A 15,404-nucleotide genomic window follows, 5' to 3' on the forward strand; every position below is an offset into this window, starting at 1 on the left:
CGGATAAGGGATGATCGGCGACTGTGTTGTTGACGATCACGACCGACCGCGAACCGGCGACCGACCTGGGCTTCCTGCTGCACAAGCATCCCGACCGGGTGCAGACTTTTGGTGTCAGCGCTGGACAGGCGCAGGTGTTCTATCCGGAGGCGGCCGAGCGGCGCTGCACGGTGGCGCTGCTGCTGGAGGTCGACCCGGTCGAGTTGGTACGGGGACGTGGTCGCCGGGATGACGGCTTCACCCTCGGTCAGTATGTGAACGACCGGCCGTACGCGGCGTCCAGCCTGCTGGCGGTCGCCATGAACCAGGTTTTCCGTACGGCCATGGCCGGCCGTTGCGACAAGAAGCCGGAGCTCCCAAACAGCGCGCTGCCATTGACGATCCACGTGCCGGTGCTGCCGTGTCTCGGCGGCGCCGCGATGGCCGCTCGGCTGTTCGAGCCGCTTGGCTGGCGGGTCGACGCGGCCGAGATCCCTTTGGACGAAACGTTTCCGGAGTGGGGACCGTCCAGGTACGTCGACCTGACGCTGACCGGCACGATGCGGCTGGCGGAGGCGTTGAACCACCTCTACGTCATGATGCCGGTGCTCGACGATGCCAAGCATTATTGGGTGAGTCCGGACGAGGTCGACAAACTTATCCGCGCCGGCGCGGGTTGGTTGGCCACGCATCCGGACAAAGCGTTGATCAGTCGGCGATATCTCAACCATCGGGGCCGGCTGTTCCGGTCGGCGATGAGCCGGCTGGCCGAGATCGACGACACCGAGCCGGAAGAGCTCGACAACGCGGTCGAGGAGTCCGAGGAAAAGCCGGTGCCGCTGGTACGTCAGCGGCACGGCGCGGTTTTGGCGGCGTTGCGCGCGTCCGGCGCCAGTCGGGTCGCCGACCTCGGATGCGGTGAAGGTGCGTTGGTCGCCGAGCTGCTGGCCGATCCGTCCTTCGGCGAGGTGCTGGCGACCGACGTTTCGGTGCGAGCGCTGGAGATCGCCGCGCGGCGGCTGCGGCTGGACACCATGCCGGAGCGGAAGAAGCAGCGGCTCAAGCTGTTCCAGTCGTCCCTGAGCTATCGCGACGAGCGACTGTCCGAAGTGGACGCGGCCGTGCTGATGGAGGTCATCGAGCACGTCGACCCGCCGCGGCTGTCGGCGCTGGAGCGAGCGGTCTTCGCCGAGGCCAAGCCGAAGACGGTGATCGTCACGACACCCAACGGTGAGTACAACGTGCGGTGGGAGAGCCTGCCGGCCGGACAGTTCCGGCATCGCGACCATCGCTTCGAGTGGAGCCGCGAGGAGTTTCGCGCCTGGTCGGCGAAAACCGCCGAGACATGGGGTTACCGTTTTCGGCTGCTGCCGGTCGGTCCCGACGACCCCGAGGTCGGCTCGCCGACGCAGATGGCCGTTTTCAGCCGGGAGGAGGTGACCGGATGACCAAGAAGCTCGAGGTGCCCGAGCTCAGCCTGGTGGTGCTGATCGGCACCACCGGCGCCGGAAAGTCGACCTTCGCGCGCGCACATTTCCGCACCACCGAGGTCATCTCCAGCGACTTCTGTCGCGCTTTGGTCTCCGACGACGAAAACGACCAGACCGCGACCGCGGATGCCTTCGAGGTGCTGCATGTCATCGCCGGCAAGCGGCTCGCCGCCGGCCGGCTGACGGTGATCGACGCGACGAACGTGCAGCCGGAGGCGCGTAAGCAGCTGGTGGCGTTGGCGCGCGAGCACGACGTGCTGCCGGTGGCTATCGTCCTGGACGTGCCCGAATCGGTCTGTGCGCGCCGAAACGCGACTCGTACGGACCGGCAGTTTGGCTCGCACGTGCTGCACCGGCAGCGCGACCAACTGCGCCGGAGCCTGCGCAACCTGTCGCGAGAAGGCTTCCGGCACGTGCACACGCTCCGCGGCGAGGACGAGATCGCGGATGTCGACATCGTACGCACGAAGCTCTACAACGACCTGCGCGAGGAGCGTGGTCCTTTCGACGTGATCGGGGACGTCCACGGCTGTCGGTCGGAACTGGTGTCGTTGCTGGAAAAGCTCGGCTATGCGGTGACCGCCGATGGCGCGCGGCATCCGAACGGCCGGCGCGCGGTGTTCGTCGGCGACCTGGTCGACCGCGGGCCGGACACGCCCGGCGTGCTGCGGCTGGTGATGGGGATGGTGGCCGCCGGCGACGCGTACTGCGTGAGCGGCAACCACGAAGCCAAGCTGTTGCGCGCGTTGCGCGGCAGGAACGTACGGGTAACCCATGGGCTGGCCGAGTCGCTGGAGCAGCTGACCGTCGAGCCGGCGGATTTCCGTGCCCGGGTGGAGAAGTTCGCCGATGGCCTGATCTCGCACTATGTCCTCGACGACGGACGGCTGGTGGTCTCGCACGCCGGACTCATCGAGCGCTACCACGGCCGCGCGTCCGGTCGCGTACGTTCTTTCGCTCTGTACGGTGAAACCACCGGTGAGACCGACGAGTTCGGGCTGCCGGTGCGCTATCCGTGGGCCAACGACTATCGCGGCAAGGCGATGGTGCTCTACGGCCACACTCCGGTGCCGGCGCCGGAGTGGGTCAACAACACGATGTGCCTGGACACCGGCTGCGTTTTCGGCGGCCGGCTGACCGCTTTGCGTTATCCGGAGCGAGAAGTCGTGTCCGTGCCGGCGCAGAAGGTCTATTACCAGCCGGCGAAGCCGTTTCCGCGCGACCCGGCGACCGCGCCGGCCGACTCGGTGCGCCGTGATCCGGTCGTGCTCGATCTGAAGGACGTGCTCGGCAACACCGGCATCGAGACGCGGCTGCACGGCCGGGTGACCGTACGCGAGGGAAACGCGGCAGCGGCGCTGGAGGTGATGAGCCGCTTCGCGGTCGACCCGCGATGGCTGCTCTACCTGCCGCCGACCATGTCGCCGGTGGCGACCTCACAGCTGCCGGACTCTTTGGAACATCCGCTGCAGGCCTTCGAGGCTTATCGTGCCGATGGCGTGGATGCCGTCGTGTGCGAGGAAAAGCACATGGGGTCACGAGCGGTTGCCTTGGTCTGTCGCGATTCCGCCGTCGCGGCCGAGCGTTTCGGCATGCCGGAAGGAAGTCTCGGTGAGCTGTGGACCCGCACCGGCCGGCCGTTTTTCGATCCTGCGCGTACGATCCGGTTTCTGACCCGGCTGGCCGAAGCAGCCGACCGCGCCGGACTTTTCCAGGAGCTCAACACGTCATGGCTGCTGCTGGACACCGAGCTGCTGCCGTGGAGCGTCAAGGCCGAGGGTTTGCTGCGCGGACAGTACGCCGCCGTGGGCGCCGCCGCCGGCGCGGTTTTTCCCGCGGCGGCTGATGTCCTGGCGCGTGCGGCGGCCCGCGGCCTGGACGTCGGCGAGCTGTCCGCGCGTGCGGACCGGCGTGCCGCCAACGCCGCCGCGTTCACCGCGGCATACCGGCGTTACTGCTGGCAGACCGAGGATCTGACCGGCGTACGGATCGCGCCGTTCCAACTGCTCGCGACCGAAGGCGCCGCCTATCACGAGCGGCCGCACGCCGAGCACCTGGCCTGGGCCGACCGGCTGGTGGAGGCCGATCCCGAGCTGGTCACGGCGACCCGGCGGTCCTATGTGGACACCACCGATCCGGCGGCCGTCGAGGCGGCGGTCGGCTGGTGGGAGGCGCTGACCGCCGAAGGCGGCGAAGGGATGGTCGTCAAGCCCGCCGCGAACCTCGTTCGCGGCGGGCGCGGTCTGGTGCAGCCGGGGTTGAAGGTGCGCGGCCGCGAATACCTGCGGATCATCTACGGCCCTGACTACGTCGACCACCTGCCGCGGCTGCGATCCCGCGGCCTCGGGCACAAGCGGTCGATGGCGGCGCGCGAGTACGCGCTGGGGATCGAGGCGCTGGAGCGGCTGGCCCGCGGCGAGCCGCTCTGGCGCGTCCACGAGTGCGTCTTCGCGGTGCTCGCGCTGGAATCCGAGCCGGTGGACCCGCGGCTGTAGAACTTGCCGGCCGCGTGCGTCGGGGCCGCATAATGGTCGGATGCAGCAGGCGACCACTGTCCAGATGCTCGGCGCCGGCGCTTTCGGCTTCCTTATCGGCTGGTTTGTCTATTACATCAACCGGCACCGCTCCGCGCCGGTACGATTCTCCGACATCGCCGGACTGGTCGGTGCGGTCGGCGGCGGGGCGGTGCTGGCGCTGTTCCCGGCCGGCACCGACCTGTTCGGCGCGTACGGTATCGGGCTTTTTCTCGGCTTTTTCGGCTATCTCGGGGTGCTTGCCGTGCTGGTGGCGATTTCGGGGAACTTCGGCGTCGACTACTTCATCGACGGCCGTCGCAACCGGCCGGGCGCGACCGAGTCGCTGCCGGACGGACCGGACCGTGGTGCGATGGGTGACGCGACCGAAAAGGGTATCCGCCGCTGATGCCGGACTTACTGTACTTCGCCGCCCTGCCGCCGGCCCCGGTCGAGCCGACCGCCGACCGCCGCCAGCTCGCCGCCTCGGTGTCGATCGAGGCGACACCGCACCCCAACGGCGTTCCGGCGACCGAAACCGTGGTCCACGTGCGGGCGTTGGCCGGCGCGACGGTCGAGCGAATCGGCGAGTACGGCGGCGGATTCGCCGGTCCGGAGACGGCGGCCGACCAGGCCTCGTTCGCGATGTCCGAGTGGCGTCCCGGCCGGCGCGACCTGTTCGTCCACCTGTCCGTCGGCGCGGTCGCCAGCGGCTATGCGCCGACGCTGGTGGCGCAGGTGTGGATGGTCGACCTGGCCGGAAACCTGTTGGCCAGCGCGGATGTCTGGATGGCTCCGCTTGCGCTCCCGCCGGTGCCGACGCCTTCGCCGTATCCGTCCACCGGCCCGATTCAGCCCGGCGGTCAACCAGGGTGGGGCAGCCAGCCACTGCAGGGCGGTCCCTCGGGTGGCGCCGCCGCTCAGCCGGACCTGAGTCCGTGGGCTCCGCCGACGACGTGGCGGCCGGATCCGCCGGGGGCCGAGGCCGAGGAGCACGAGCCGGCTGAGCCGTACGTGCCCTCCGAGCCGGCGTCTCCGATGTCCCGGGACGCGGTCGTCAACACTGGTTTCGCGTTGCCGCAGACGCCGTCGACGCCACTGGATGCCGACCACGCGCTGGCCACCCGCGGAAAGTACCTGTTCTGGCTGGACGTCGGCCGGCCGCTGGCCGCCTCGATCGAGCGGGAAGCCGTGTCGCTGCCGGCAAACCTGCCGGCTCGCGCCATGCTCACGGTGTCGCTCTTCCAGGTGCCGGACGGACTGCAGGTCGACCCTGGCCGCGCGATCGGACGGCTGACGCTGCGGTCGGACGGCAGCGCGTACGTCACCTACCAACCGTCCTTTGTGGACAGTGAGGTGCCGTCGGACCGGCTGTTCTTTCCGGTGACCGCGCCGGACCGGCCGGGCAAGGCGCGGTTGTGGTGCCACATCTACTGGCGGCAGGTGCTGCTGCAGACCAGGCTGATCGAGGCCGAGGTCGCCTCGTCGTCGATCTTCGCGCCGCACGCGCTCACGTCCACAGTGGACTACCGGATCGCCGATCCGTACGACATCGTTGCCAGCAAACAACATCCGGAGCACGCGGCGAGCGTCGCGGTCGGTACGCACGCGTTGCAGGTGTTGGCGACCGACGGCAGCAGCCTGCTGCGCGCCGAGGCCACCATCGGCGAAGGGCAGCTCGGCGACCAGATCGCGCAGGCGCGCGGCGCGCTCAGCCGGGTGGCCTGGGGCTCGGAGGAGCCGTGGCGCCCGGACCTGCCTTACCGGTACGAAAACCAGCCGTCCGTCGAGCAGATCACCGCCGACCTCGCGGTGCTGGCGGTCAACGGCTATCGGCTGCACCACCTGCTGTTGCGGTCGCTCGGCCGGGGGAGTGGCACCGACGCGTACGCGATGGCCGACAAGGTCGGGAAAGCCTTGCGACGTCCCGGATTCGTGCAGATCGCGCTCACGCAGGCGGCGCAACATGTCGTGCCGGCCGCGATGCTTTACGACCTGCCGTTGGACACCAACGCGCGCGAGCTCCGGCTCTGTTCGGATTTCCTGGACGTGGCACAGAAAGGTCAGATCTTCGGCAGCGCGTGCCTGACCGGCGACTGCGTCCAGGCGCGCGAGCCTGACCCGGAAGTCGTGTGTCCAGGCGGATTCTGGGGTTTCCGGCACGCGCTGGGCATCCCGCTGTCGATCGGCGCCGCGCCGACCGTGCCGTTGACCATGTGGTACGACGGCGGCGTCCGGCTGGCCGGTGGCGTCTACCGCGATTTTCCATCCACCGCAACGCATGTCGAGGCGCTGCGCGGCCTGCTGCCATGGCGCGACTACCAGCTCGGCCACGACCGTACGAGCACGTTGCGGGCACTGACCAGCGGCGACCCGCAGGTCGTCTACTTCTATTGCCACGGCGGCGTCGACGGCTCGGTGCCCTATGTGAAGGTCGGCAGCGGCGACGAGCAGGTGATCACGCCGGACAACCTGCACCAGCGGATCGTCCGCTGGCCGGTCAGCCGGCCACTGGTGTTTCTCAACGGCTGCCGTACGTCCGACCTGGCGCCGGAGCGGGCCATCGACTTCGTCAGCTTCTTCGTCGAGCAGGCCTGGGCCAGCGGTGTGATCGGCACCGAGATCACCGTCTTCGAACCGCTCGCCGACGCGTTCGCGCGCGAGTGCCTGCGCGCCTTCCTGGTGGATGGCGACCCGATCGGCGCAGCGGTGACCAAGGCCAGGATTTCCCTGCTGGCCGGTGGAAATCCGCTCGGTCTGGGCTACATCCCGTTCGTGCTGCCGGCGATCCGGCTGGAAAAGTCCTGGTTTGGGTGACCGGCCGCGCCTTGATCAACTTCCGATAAAGTGCCGCTGTGCCCGCACCGTTGGACTTCCGGATGCAGATCCTCGTCCTGCCAGGCGCCACCGAGGTGCACGCGATCGTCTCGGTCACGGCGACCGGAGACGCGCCGGCCGAGCCGGAGACCGCGTTATGGATCGAGCCGGAGCCGGGCGCGTCGGTGCGGTTCCTCCGGCAGACCAGGCCGAGCCGCGCCGAGATCCGTCCCATCGACGGCGCCTACCGCACCGGCAGCTGGGCGGCCGAGGAGCGCGAATTCCACCTGTGCCTGGACATGCCGGCGCTGGCCGACGGCCGCAAGCGGATGGTAGCGGTGGTTTTCCTGCTGCGGCCCGAAGACCACGTCCTCGCTGAGGGGACGGTGCTCGCCGGCCGTGACGACGGTTTCGTCGCGCCGCCCCCGCCGTTGCCGCGCGGTTAGACCAGCGGTTTGCCGGCCCTGATCCGCCGGCGTACGTCCCACATGTAAGCGTTCATCGGGAAAATCCGCACCGGACGCGGCATCAGGCGGACGGCGGCGGCCATCGCGGCCAGCGTACGGTCGAAAAGCCGCTGGTCGCGGTCGGTCCACGGCAGCCGCATCTGGTCGCGAAACTCCGGCGGCAGGAAGCCGGTGGTGAAAAACCTGTTCATCGGCGCCAAAGGAGCGCCGACGATCCACGGCAGAAACCGCAGCGAGGCGAGATCCCGCAAATAGCCGCGTACGGTGTCGTCGATCGAGATCCGCGCGACGCCGTCCCGCCAGTACGCCTCGAAAGCCGCGCGGTCGGCCGGCCACCGGTCTTCTGGCACCTGCAGCGTCGTGCCGAGCACCGCCGCCTCGCGATAGAGATGGTCCCACTCGGCGTCGGTCAGCGGCCGCGAGCCAAAATAACGGTACGAATCCTCGAAACCCTTCCACAGGCAGGCGGCGACCCACAGCTGCAGCTCCGGGTCGAAAGCGTTGTATTTCACCGGACTCGACGGGCTCGAGCGCACCTGCGCGTGCGACTTGTTGACCGCGAGCCGATAGGCGCGGCGCTCGGCCGGCGTGCCGAGCATCGCGACGGCCAGATAGCTCAGCGTCGTACGCGTCCGCTTGACCGGATGCCGGAACAGGCTGCCGCTGTCCACCTTGCTCTCGTAGACGCCATAGCCGACCCCCGGCCACGACAGCTGCATGATCACGTTGGCGCCGCCGCCGATCACCGCGAGCCCGATGACCAGGTCGTCCAGCCGTACGTCCGGCCTCACCGCGGTCGTCATCGGGCCTCCCCAAATCTGCACACAGGCGTATTCAGATATCCAACGCGTGCGTCGAAGGTCTGTCAAGATGGACGGATGCGGGTGTACGGAGGAGTCCAGGGTGACCTGCGCCGCGACGAGCGGCGGACGCAGCTGCTGGAGGCCGGCCTCGAGCTGCTCGGCGCGGCGGAGGAGACGGCGCTGACCGTACGCGGCGTCTGCCAGCGGGCCGGCCTGGCGACGCGCTACTTCTACGAAAGCTTCGCCGACCGTGACGCGCTCGCCGAGGCCGTGTTCGACAAGGTCATCACCGATATCGCGCAGACCGCGCTGCATGCCGTCACCGAGGCGCCGCCGGAGGCGGAAGCCAAGGTCAGAGCCGGTCTGTCGGCGATCGTACGCACCGTCGCCGACGATCCACGCCGCGGCCGGCTGCTGTTCGCCACCTCATTGTCGAGCCTGCTCGCGCAGCGGCGGCTGCGGTCGGCGCAGCTGTTCGCGTCGCTGCTGACCGCCGAGGCGCGCGAGTTTTACCAGCTGGAGGCCGACAACCGGCTCGCCGTGGTCGCGCAGTTCATGGTCGGCGGCCTGGCGCAGACGCTGACCGCCTGGCTGGCCGGCGATCTGGCCGTCGACCAGCAGGAGATCGTCGACCACTGCACGACTGTCTTCCTCGCCGTCGCGGCACGACAGATAACCTGAGCCGGTGACTGTCCTCGTCCTCAACGGCGCCAACCTCGGCCGGCTCGGCAAACGCGAGCCGGACAAGTACGGCGCCACCACCTACGCCGACCTGGTCGAGCTGCTGGAAACCACCGGCAAGGAGCTCGGCCTGGCCGTCGACGTGCGGCAGACCGACAGCGAGGCCGAGCTGATCGGCTGGCTGCACGAGGCCGCCGACGCCGGCCATCCGGTGGTGCTCAACCCGGCCGGCTGGAGCCACACCAGCGTGGTCGTCCGCGACGCCTGCGCACAGCTCACCGCGCCACTGGTGGAGGTGCACATCAGCAACATCCACCAGCGCGAGGAGTTTCGGCACCACAGCTTCGTTTCCGGCGTCGCGACCGGCGTGATCGCCGGTCTGGGCGTACGCGGATATGTCCTCGCGCTGCACTGGCTAGCCGCGCGATGACCGTGCGGGCGCTCGACACCGAGCGGCTGCACCTGCGGGCACTGCGGATCGAGGACGCCGAGCACCTCTATCCGCTCTATGCCGAGCCGGATTTCGTCCGGTTCATCTCGCTGCGGCCGGCGACCGTGGCCGAGCTGACCGACGCGGTGGCCAAACGGCTCGCCGAGCCGAAGCCGCCGGGCATGGGCAACTGGGTCTGGCTCGACCGCGCCACCGGCGCGTACGTCGGCCAGGGTGGCCTGTGGCCGAGCATCCACCTGCCTGGCGCGCCGGTGGAGATGGGATGGTTTCTGGCCCGCGACCGCTGGGGCCAGGGACTGGCCGCCGAGGCCGTACGCGCACAGCTCGACTACGCGTTCGGCGAGCTGGACGTGCCGGAGGTGTGGGCCACCGTTCACGTGGACAACGAGCGGTCGCTGGCGCTCGCCGCGCGCTTCGGTTTTGCCGAGCGTGGCGGCGGTGAGCTGCCGGCCGGACCGCACACGTTTCTCGCATTGGAGCGACCATGAACGTGCCGACCCTGCGTACGCGGCGGCTGGTGCTGCGGCAGTACGCGATCGCCGACGCGGTCGGCCTGCTCCGGTTGGCGCGCCAGCCGGAGACCACCCGATATCTGCAGGGCCTGCCGCAGGATCTGCGTTCGCACGCCGAGTCGGTGCGCCGCGTGCTGGCCGCCGACTACCCGGACGGCCTCGGCAGCTGGGTCGTCACCGAGCCGGACAGCGGCCTGGTGATCGGCCGTAGCCACCTGCGCCCGAGCGACCAGTTGCCTGGCGCGCCGGCCGAGATCGGCTGGTTTCTGATGCCGGAGCGGTGGGGCCTCGGGTTGGCGCGTGAGGCTACCGAGGCGGTCATCCGGCATGGCTTCGACACGGTCGGCGTGCCGGAGATCTGGGCCCTCGTCCACGAGGACAACAAGCCGTCTTTTGGTCTGGCGCAACGGTTTGGCTTCGAGGAGGCCGGCAGCGGCGTACATTATGGCGCCGTGCACCGCCGCCTGGTCCTCACGCCTTCGGCAGCGTGAACACGACGGTCAGGCCGCCTTCCGGTCGTGCTGTCGCGGTGACGCTGCCGCCGTGAGCGACCGCCACCGACCGTACGATGGCCAGCCCGAGGCCGACCCGTCCGGTGCCGGCGGTCCGCGGTCCGAGCCGGTGGAACGGCTGGAAAATCTCGTCCGTCTGCTCCGCGCCGACGACCGGACCGCTGTTGGTCACGGTCAACGTGGCGGGGTGCGAGGTCTGGATGTCGACCTGGCCGCCGGAGTGGTTGTAGGTGACCGCGTTTTGCAGCAGGTTGAGGACAACGCGCTCCAGCAGCACCGGATCGCCAAGACAGACCGCCGGTTTCAGGGTCGTACGCAGCTCGACACCGGCCTTTTCGGCCGGACGGCGGGAAACTTCCACGGCCGCGGCGGTGACGTCGGCCAGATCGACCGGCGTACGAGCCGTGCGGCCTTCGTCGCTGCGCGCGAGCGTCAGCAGCCCGTCGAGCAGTTTTTCGTGCCGTGCGGTGGCTTCCAGCAGTTTTCCGGCCAGCACGCGCACGTCGTCCGATGCGTCGGGCCGGGCGGCGGCGACTTCCAGCAGCGTACGGTTGACCGCCAGCGGCGTCCGTAACTCATGCGACGCGTCCGCGACGAACCGGCGCTGGTTGCTGAGCGCGCGGTCCAGCGGACGCAGCGCACGGCCGGCCAGCACCCAACCGCCGCACATCGCGAACACGCTGACCAGTCCCAGCGCGATCGCCGAATTGGTGACCAGCGACTGCGCGGCCGCGTTTTCGACCGCGCGTTGTTTGGCGGCGATCTGCGCTTTGAGCAGCGCGCTGTCCCGCTGCGAGTAAGCACCTGACTGGAGTTTGTCGATGGTTTTGCTCAGGCCGGGGTCGTTTTTCGGGTCCACGACGACTTTCGCGATGTTTCCGTGCAAAGTGCCGAGAAACAGCACGTACGTCACGACCATCAGCACCAGGCCACTGAGGATCAGCATGCCGCCATACCAAAGCGTCAGTCGCGCGCGGACGGTCAACGCAGCTCGTAGCCAACTCCGCGGACCGTGCCGATCAGCGGCGGCTGGCCGAGCTTGCGGCGCAACGTCATCACCGTCACGCGTACGACGTTCGTGAACGGATCGATGTTCTCGTCCCATACCCGCTCCAACAGCGTCTCGGCCGACACCACCGCGCCGTCCGCGCGCATCAGCTCTTCCAGTACGGCGAATTCCTTGAGCGACAGGAAAACCGGATGCCCGTCGCGGAGCACCTCGCGGCGGCCGGGATCGACTCGCAGGCCCGATCTGACCAGCCGCGGCGGCGCGGCCGGACGCGACCGGCGGGCCAACGCGCGTACGCGCGCGACCAGCTCGGCGAAGGCGAACGGTTTGCCGAGATAGTCGTCGGCACCGAGCGCGAGTCCGTCGACCCGGTCGTCCACCGTGGTCGACGCGGTCAGCATGAGTACGCGCGTGTCGCGTCCGTCCTGGACCATCCGCCGGCAGATCTCGTCGCCGGAGACCGCCGGCAGGTCGCGGTCGAGCACCACCACGTCGTACGCGTTCACCGCGATCCGTTGCAGCGCCTGATCGCCGTCGTAGGTCACGTCGACAGCGATCGCTTCCTGCCGCAGCCCTTCGGCGATCGCGTCGGCGAGCAGCCGCTCGTCCTCCACGACCAGTACGCGCACTCCGACCACCTCCGCGACACCATTGTCGTCAGAAAACATAAAACCGCGATAAGGAGAAACGCTGACGCTGGCCTTATCGGCCGGTCGGTTCAATGCCGCCATGCGTACTCTCGTTGCGATTTTGTTGGTGTTTTTCGCGGTCAGCGCGTGTTCGTCCACGTCACCGCCGAAGGTGGCGACCGCCGGCGGTGCCACGTCGTCCGCTTCGACGACCGCCGCGCCAGCCGCGGATCCACACGAGCGCGCTCTGCAGTTCAGCCGCTGCCTGCGAGCGCACGGCGTGGACGTACCGGATCCGGGTCCGAGCGGCGGGCTCACCGTCACCGGCAAGGACAAGACCAAGCTGAACAGCGCCATGCGGGCGTGTGCGGCGTACAACCCGAAAGGCACCGGTGGGCCGGTCACGCCGGCGCAGCTGGCACAGCTGCGCCGTTGGGCCGCGTGCATCCGGGCACACGGCCTGCCGAGTTTCCCCGATCCGCGGCCGGACGGCGGATTCACGCTGGACAAGAAGGACAAAGCGAAGTTCGACGTCGCGCAGCAGGCCTGCCGGTCCAACGGGGGCAGGAAATGAGGCGGATCGTCGCGGTCGCCGGCGGTGCCGCGGTCGTCATCGGCGCGACCGCGGTCGCCGCGACCGGCCTGTTGTCCGGAGCAGCCAAGCCGCCGGCCACCAGCGGCCTGCCGGCGGCGACCGCCACCGTGACACGCGCGGACATCGAGGAGACCGTCGACGTGGACGGCGCCATCTCCTACGGCACGCCGGCCGACCTGGTGGCTCGCACCGCCGGCACGATCACCTCGATTGCCGCGCAGGCCAGCCAAGTCTCGCGCGGGCAGGCGCTCTACGCGGTGGACGCGCAGCCGGTTTTCCTGATGTACGGCTCGGTCCCGTTCTATCGTCCACTGTCGACGGACGCGACCGGTGCCGATGTGGCCGAGCTGGAAAGCAATCTCGCGGCGCTCGGCTATGGCGGTTTCACCGTCGACGATCGGTTTACCAGCAACACGGCCGATGCCGTACGCCGCTGGCAGACCGACCGGGGCGTGGCGGCGACCGGGACGATCACGCCGTCGTCGGTGTCCGTCGCGTCCGGTCCGGTCCGGATCGCCGCGCAGACCAGGAAAACCGGCGACCAGGTCGGTCCGGGGCAGCCGGTCCTGCAATGCACCTCGGCCGTACGCGCGGTCAACGTGCCGCTGGACATCTCCGACCAGCAATACGCGCGCGCCGGGGCGGCGGTCACCATCGACCTGCCCGACCACACGACGACCGCCGGGGTGATCGCTTCGGTTGGCACGGCCGCGACCACGCAAAGCGGGCAGACGACGATCCCGGTCGCGATCGCGTTTCGCGATCCTGGCCGGATAACCGCGCTCGAAGGCGCGCCGGTGACCGTACATCTGGTGTCGGCGCAGCGAAAGGACGTGCTGACCGTGCCGGTGGCGGCCCTGCTCGCGCTTGCCGAAGGCGGCTATGGCCTGCAGGTCGTCGACGGGACCCAGACGCGAATCGTGCCGGTGAGGACCGGACTTTTCGGGTCTGGCGCGGTCGAGGTCTCCGGGCCGGGACTGACCGCCGGCACCAGGGTCGGGATGCCGCCGTCATGACCGGACTGGTCGAGTTGTCGGCCGTAGGCAAGGTTTTCCGCAGCGGCGCGGGATTCCAGACGCCGGCTGTGCGCGGTGTGTCGCTGGCCATCGAGGCCGGCGAGCTGGTGGCGATCGTGGGGCCGTCCGGTTCGGGAAAATCGACGCTGCTGCACCTGATCGGGACGCTGGAACGGCCAACCGCGGGCGAGGTCCGGATCGACGGCGAGGACGTGTCGCGGTTGCCGGACCACCGGCTGGCCGGGATCCGCGCGCACCGGATTGGCTTTGTCTTCCAACACTTTTTCCTCGCGGCGGGGAGTACGGCGCTGGACAACGTGGCGGATGGACTGCTCTACACCGGTGTTTCCTTACGGCAGCGGCGACGGCGCGCACGTGAGGCGCTCGAACGCGTCGGCCTGGCCGAGCGGCTGAGCCACCGGCCGTACGAGCTGTCCGGCGGCGAGCAGCAGCGCGTCGCGGTCGCTCGCGCGGTGGTCGGCCAGCCGGCGCTGCTGCTCGCCGACGAGCCGACCGGCAACCTGGACAGCGAGTCCGGCCGGGGAGTGCTGGAGCTGCTGCGGGACCTGCATTCCACCGGTACGACCGTCGTGCTGATCACCCACGACCGTCAGCTGGCCGCCGCCGTACCAAGGGTGATCACCATGCGGGACGGGGAGGTCCGGTGAAGTCACGTCTGCGAGGTGCCGACCTGGCGCGCGTCGGCGGTTATGGCCTGCGCGCCCGGCCGCTGCGGATTTTGTTGTCCGCGCTCGGAATCGCCATCGGGATCGCGTCGATGACCGCGGTGGTGGGGATTTCCACCTCCAGCCAGGCACAGTTGAACAGGCAGCTGGACCTGCTCGGCACGAACCTGTTGCGGGTCACCGCCGGCCAGGACCTGGCCAAGGGTCAGCGGGCCACGCTGCCGGACACCGCGCCGTCGATGATCCGGCGGATCGGCCCGGTGACGGCCGCGTCCGCGACCGGTGCGGTGCCGGACGCGAACGTCTATCGCACCGACCGCATCCCGGTCGTCGAGAGCAACAGCATCGCCGTGCTGGCCGCCGACCTCGACCTGCCGTCGACCGTACGCGCGACGACCGCCAGCGGCACCTGGCTGAACGCCGCGACGGCGCGATATCCGGCGGTCGTACTCGGCAGCGACACCGCGCGGCTGCTCGGCATCGCGTCGCCTGGCGTGAGTGTGTGGCTGGGCCGGCACTGGTTCACCGTGATCGGCATCCTCGGCCCGGTGGCGCTCGCGCCCGAGCTGGACGACGCCGCGCTGATCGGCTGGCCGGTCGCCACCGCGTTGCTCGGCTGCTGTGGCCAATTCGATGGCCATCCGAGCACGGTCTACGAGCGGTCCGCCGACGAGACGGTCGACGCGGTCGGTGCCGTACTCGCCGCCACCGCCAACCCGCGCCACCCCGAGCAGGTCACGGTCAGCCGGCCGTCGGACGCCCTGGCCGCGCGCAACGCCGCCAACCAGGCGTTCACCGGCCTGCTGGTCGGCCTCGGCGCGGTCGCGTTGCTGGTCGGCGGGGTCGGGGTGGCGAACACCATGGTCATCTCGGCGCTGGAACGGCGCGGCGAGATCGGGCTGCGGCGCGCTCTCGGTGCTCGACGCTCGCACATCGCGCTGCAGTTCCTGGTCGAGTCGGTGCTGTTGTCGCTGCTCGGCGGCCTGGCCGGCGTGGTCGGCGGGATCGCCGCCACGGCCGTGTACGCGCTGCCGCGTGGCTGGTCGTTGAGCGTGCCGCCATGGGTGAGCGTGGCCGCCGTGGTGCTGACGGTGGCGATCGGTGCGCTGGCCGGCCTCTATCCGGCCGTACGCGCCGCGCGCCTGTCGCCGACGGCGGCCCTGGCCTCGGGCTGAGGTTGCTGCAGGCCGTCGACGTGACGCCGATATACTGGCTCTTTACGGTTGTTTCTCAACTTGATCAGG

General features: G+C 69.5%; 16 protein-coding genes. 13 read left to right on the plus strand and 3 right to left on the minus strand.

The window, feature by feature from the left end; translation table 11 throughout:
• Positions 1-23: 23 nt before the first annotated feature.
• From GNX95_RS00845 to GNX95_RS00865, 5 genes are read left to right on the plus strand one after another with little or no spacing between them, the layout of a single operon-like run.
• Positions 24-1,427: a 3' terminal RNA ribose 2'-O-methyltransferase Hen1 gene (locus GNX95_RS00845; RefSeq protein WP_163504950.1), complete on the plus strand. Its 1,404-nt coding sequence runs from the start codon at positions 24-26 to the stop codon at positions 1,425-1,427.
• The gene (locus GNX95_RS00850) at positions 1,424-3,964 is read left to right on the plus strand and encodes a polynucleotide kinase-phosphatase (protein ID WP_163504952.1); all 2,541 of its coding nucleotides are present in this window, start codon (positions 1,424-1,426) and stop codon (positions 3,962-3,964) included. Before GNX95_RS00845 ends, GNX95_RS00850 begins: the two co-directional genes overlap by 4 nt.
• A gap of 40 nt (positions 3,965-4,004) precedes the next feature.
• Positions 4,005-4,391, plus strand: a complete 387-nt coding sequence (locus GNX95_RS00855; RefSeq protein WP_163504954.1) for a hypothetical protein — start codon at positions 4,005-4,007, stop codon at positions 4,389-4,391.
• Entirely contained in the window at positions 4,391-6,799 is a 2,409-nt protein-coding gene (locus GNX95_RS00860) for a CHAT domain-containing protein (protein WP_163504956.1), read from the plus strand. The genes GNX95_RS00855 and GNX95_RS00860 overlap by 1 nt, the downstream gene beginning before the upstream one ends.
• 38 nt (positions 6,800-6,837) lie before the next feature.
• Positions 6,838-7,245, plus strand: coding sequence for a hypothetical protein (locus GNX95_RS00865; RefSeq protein ID WP_163504958.1), 408 nt, complete (start codon positions 6,838-6,840; stop codon positions 7,243-7,245).
• Here GNX95_RS00865 and GNX95_RS00870 read toward each other — a convergent pair.
• Positions 7,242-8,069 (minus strand): oxygenase MpaB family protein, encoded by an 828-nt coding sequence (locus GNX95_RS00870; protein ID WP_163504960.1) that lies wholly within the window; start codon positions 8,067-8,069, stop codon positions 7,242-7,244. The two genes, GNX95_RS00865 and GNX95_RS00870, sit on opposite strands and share 4 nt — an antisense overlap.
• Before the next feature lie 75 nt (positions 8,070-8,144).
• Here GNX95_RS00870 and GNX95_RS00875 point away from each other — a divergent pair, with 75 nt between their 5' ends.
• Genes GNX95_RS00875 through GNX95_RS00890 form a run of 4 tightly spaced genes read left to right on the plus strand, consistent with a single transcriptional unit; the run spans position 8,145 to position 10,204 of the window.
• Entirely contained in the window at positions 8,145-8,750 is a 606-nt protein-coding gene (locus GNX95_RS00875; RefSeq protein ID WP_163504962.1) for a TetR/AcrR family transcriptional regulator, read from the plus strand.
• Positions 8,751-8,754: 4 nt separating this feature from the next.
• Positions 8,755-9,180 carry a type II 3-dehydroquinate dehydratase gene (gene aroQ / locus GNX95_RS00880; protein ID WP_163504964.1) on the plus strand — a complete coding sequence of 142 codons (426 nt, stop codon included), beginning with the start codon at positions 8,755-8,757 and terminating at the stop codon, positions 9,178-9,180.
• Positions 9,177-9,689, plus strand: coding sequence for a GNAT family N-acetyltransferase (locus GNX95_RS00885; RefSeq protein ID WP_163504966.1), 513 nt, complete (start codon positions 9,177-9,179; stop codon positions 9,687-9,689). The genes aroQ and GNX95_RS00885 overlap by 4 nt, the downstream gene beginning before the upstream one ends.
• Positions 9,686-10,204, plus strand: coding sequence for a GNAT family N-acetyltransferase (locus tag GNX95_RS00890; protein WP_163504968.1), 519 nt, complete (start codon positions 9,686-9,688; stop codon positions 10,202-10,204). Before GNX95_RS00885 ends, GNX95_RS00890 begins: the two co-directional genes overlap by 4 nt.
• On the opposite strand, the gene GNX95_RS00895 is transcribed toward GNX95_RS00890, so the two are convergent.
• Together GNX95_RS00895 and GNX95_RS00900 are read right to left on the minus strand one after the other, a co-directional pair.
• On the minus strand, positions 10,185-11,210 hold the full coding sequence (locus GNX95_RS00895; RefSeq protein WP_187369656.1) for a sensor histidine kinase: 1,026 nt from the start codon (positions 11,208-11,210) through the stop codon (positions 10,185-10,187). The two genes, GNX95_RS00890 and GNX95_RS00895, sit on opposite strands and share 20 nt — an antisense overlap.
• Positions 11,207-11,863, minus strand: coding sequence for a response regulator transcription factor (locus GNX95_RS00900; protein WP_163507743.1), 657 nt, complete (start codon positions 11,861-11,863; stop codon positions 11,207-11,209). Before GNX95_RS00900 ends, GNX95_RS00895 begins: the two co-directional genes overlap by 4 nt.
• 100 nt (positions 11,864-11,963) lie before the next feature.
• On the opposite strand from GNX95_RS00900, the gene GNX95_RS00905 reads away from it, so the two are divergent.
• From GNX95_RS00905 to GNX95_RS00920, 4 genes are read left to right on the plus strand one after another with little or no spacing between them, the layout of a single operon-like run.
• Positions 11,964-12,437, plus strand: coding sequence for a hypothetical protein (locus tag GNX95_RS00905; RefSeq protein ID WP_163504972.1), 474 nt, complete (start codon positions 11,964-11,966; stop codon positions 12,435-12,437).
• Positions 12,434-13,474, plus strand: coding sequence for a peptidoglycan-binding protein (locus GNX95_RS00910; RefSeq protein ID WP_163504974.1), 1,041 nt, complete (start codon positions 12,434-12,436; stop codon positions 13,472-13,474). Before GNX95_RS00905 ends, GNX95_RS00910 begins: the two co-directional genes overlap by 4 nt.
• Positions 13,471-14,142: an ABC transporter ATP-binding protein gene (locus tag GNX95_RS00915; RefSeq protein WP_163504976.1), complete on the plus strand. Its 672-nt coding sequence runs from the start codon at positions 13,471-13,473 to the stop codon at positions 14,140-14,142. Before GNX95_RS00910 ends, GNX95_RS00915 begins: the two co-directional genes overlap by 4 nt.
• Positions 14,139-15,335, plus strand: a complete 1,197-nt coding sequence (locus tag GNX95_RS00920) for an ABC transporter permease (protein WP_222853320.1) — start codon at positions 14,139-14,141, stop codon at positions 15,333-15,335. Before GNX95_RS00915 ends, GNX95_RS00920 begins: the two co-directional genes overlap by 4 nt.
• Positions 15,336-15,404 lie beyond the last annotated feature (69 nt).

It is taken from the genome of Fodinicola acaciae (assembly GCF_010993745.1).
GTDB lineage: Bacteria > Actinomycetota > Actinomycetes > Mycobacteriales > HKI-0501 > Fodinicola > Fodinicola acaciae.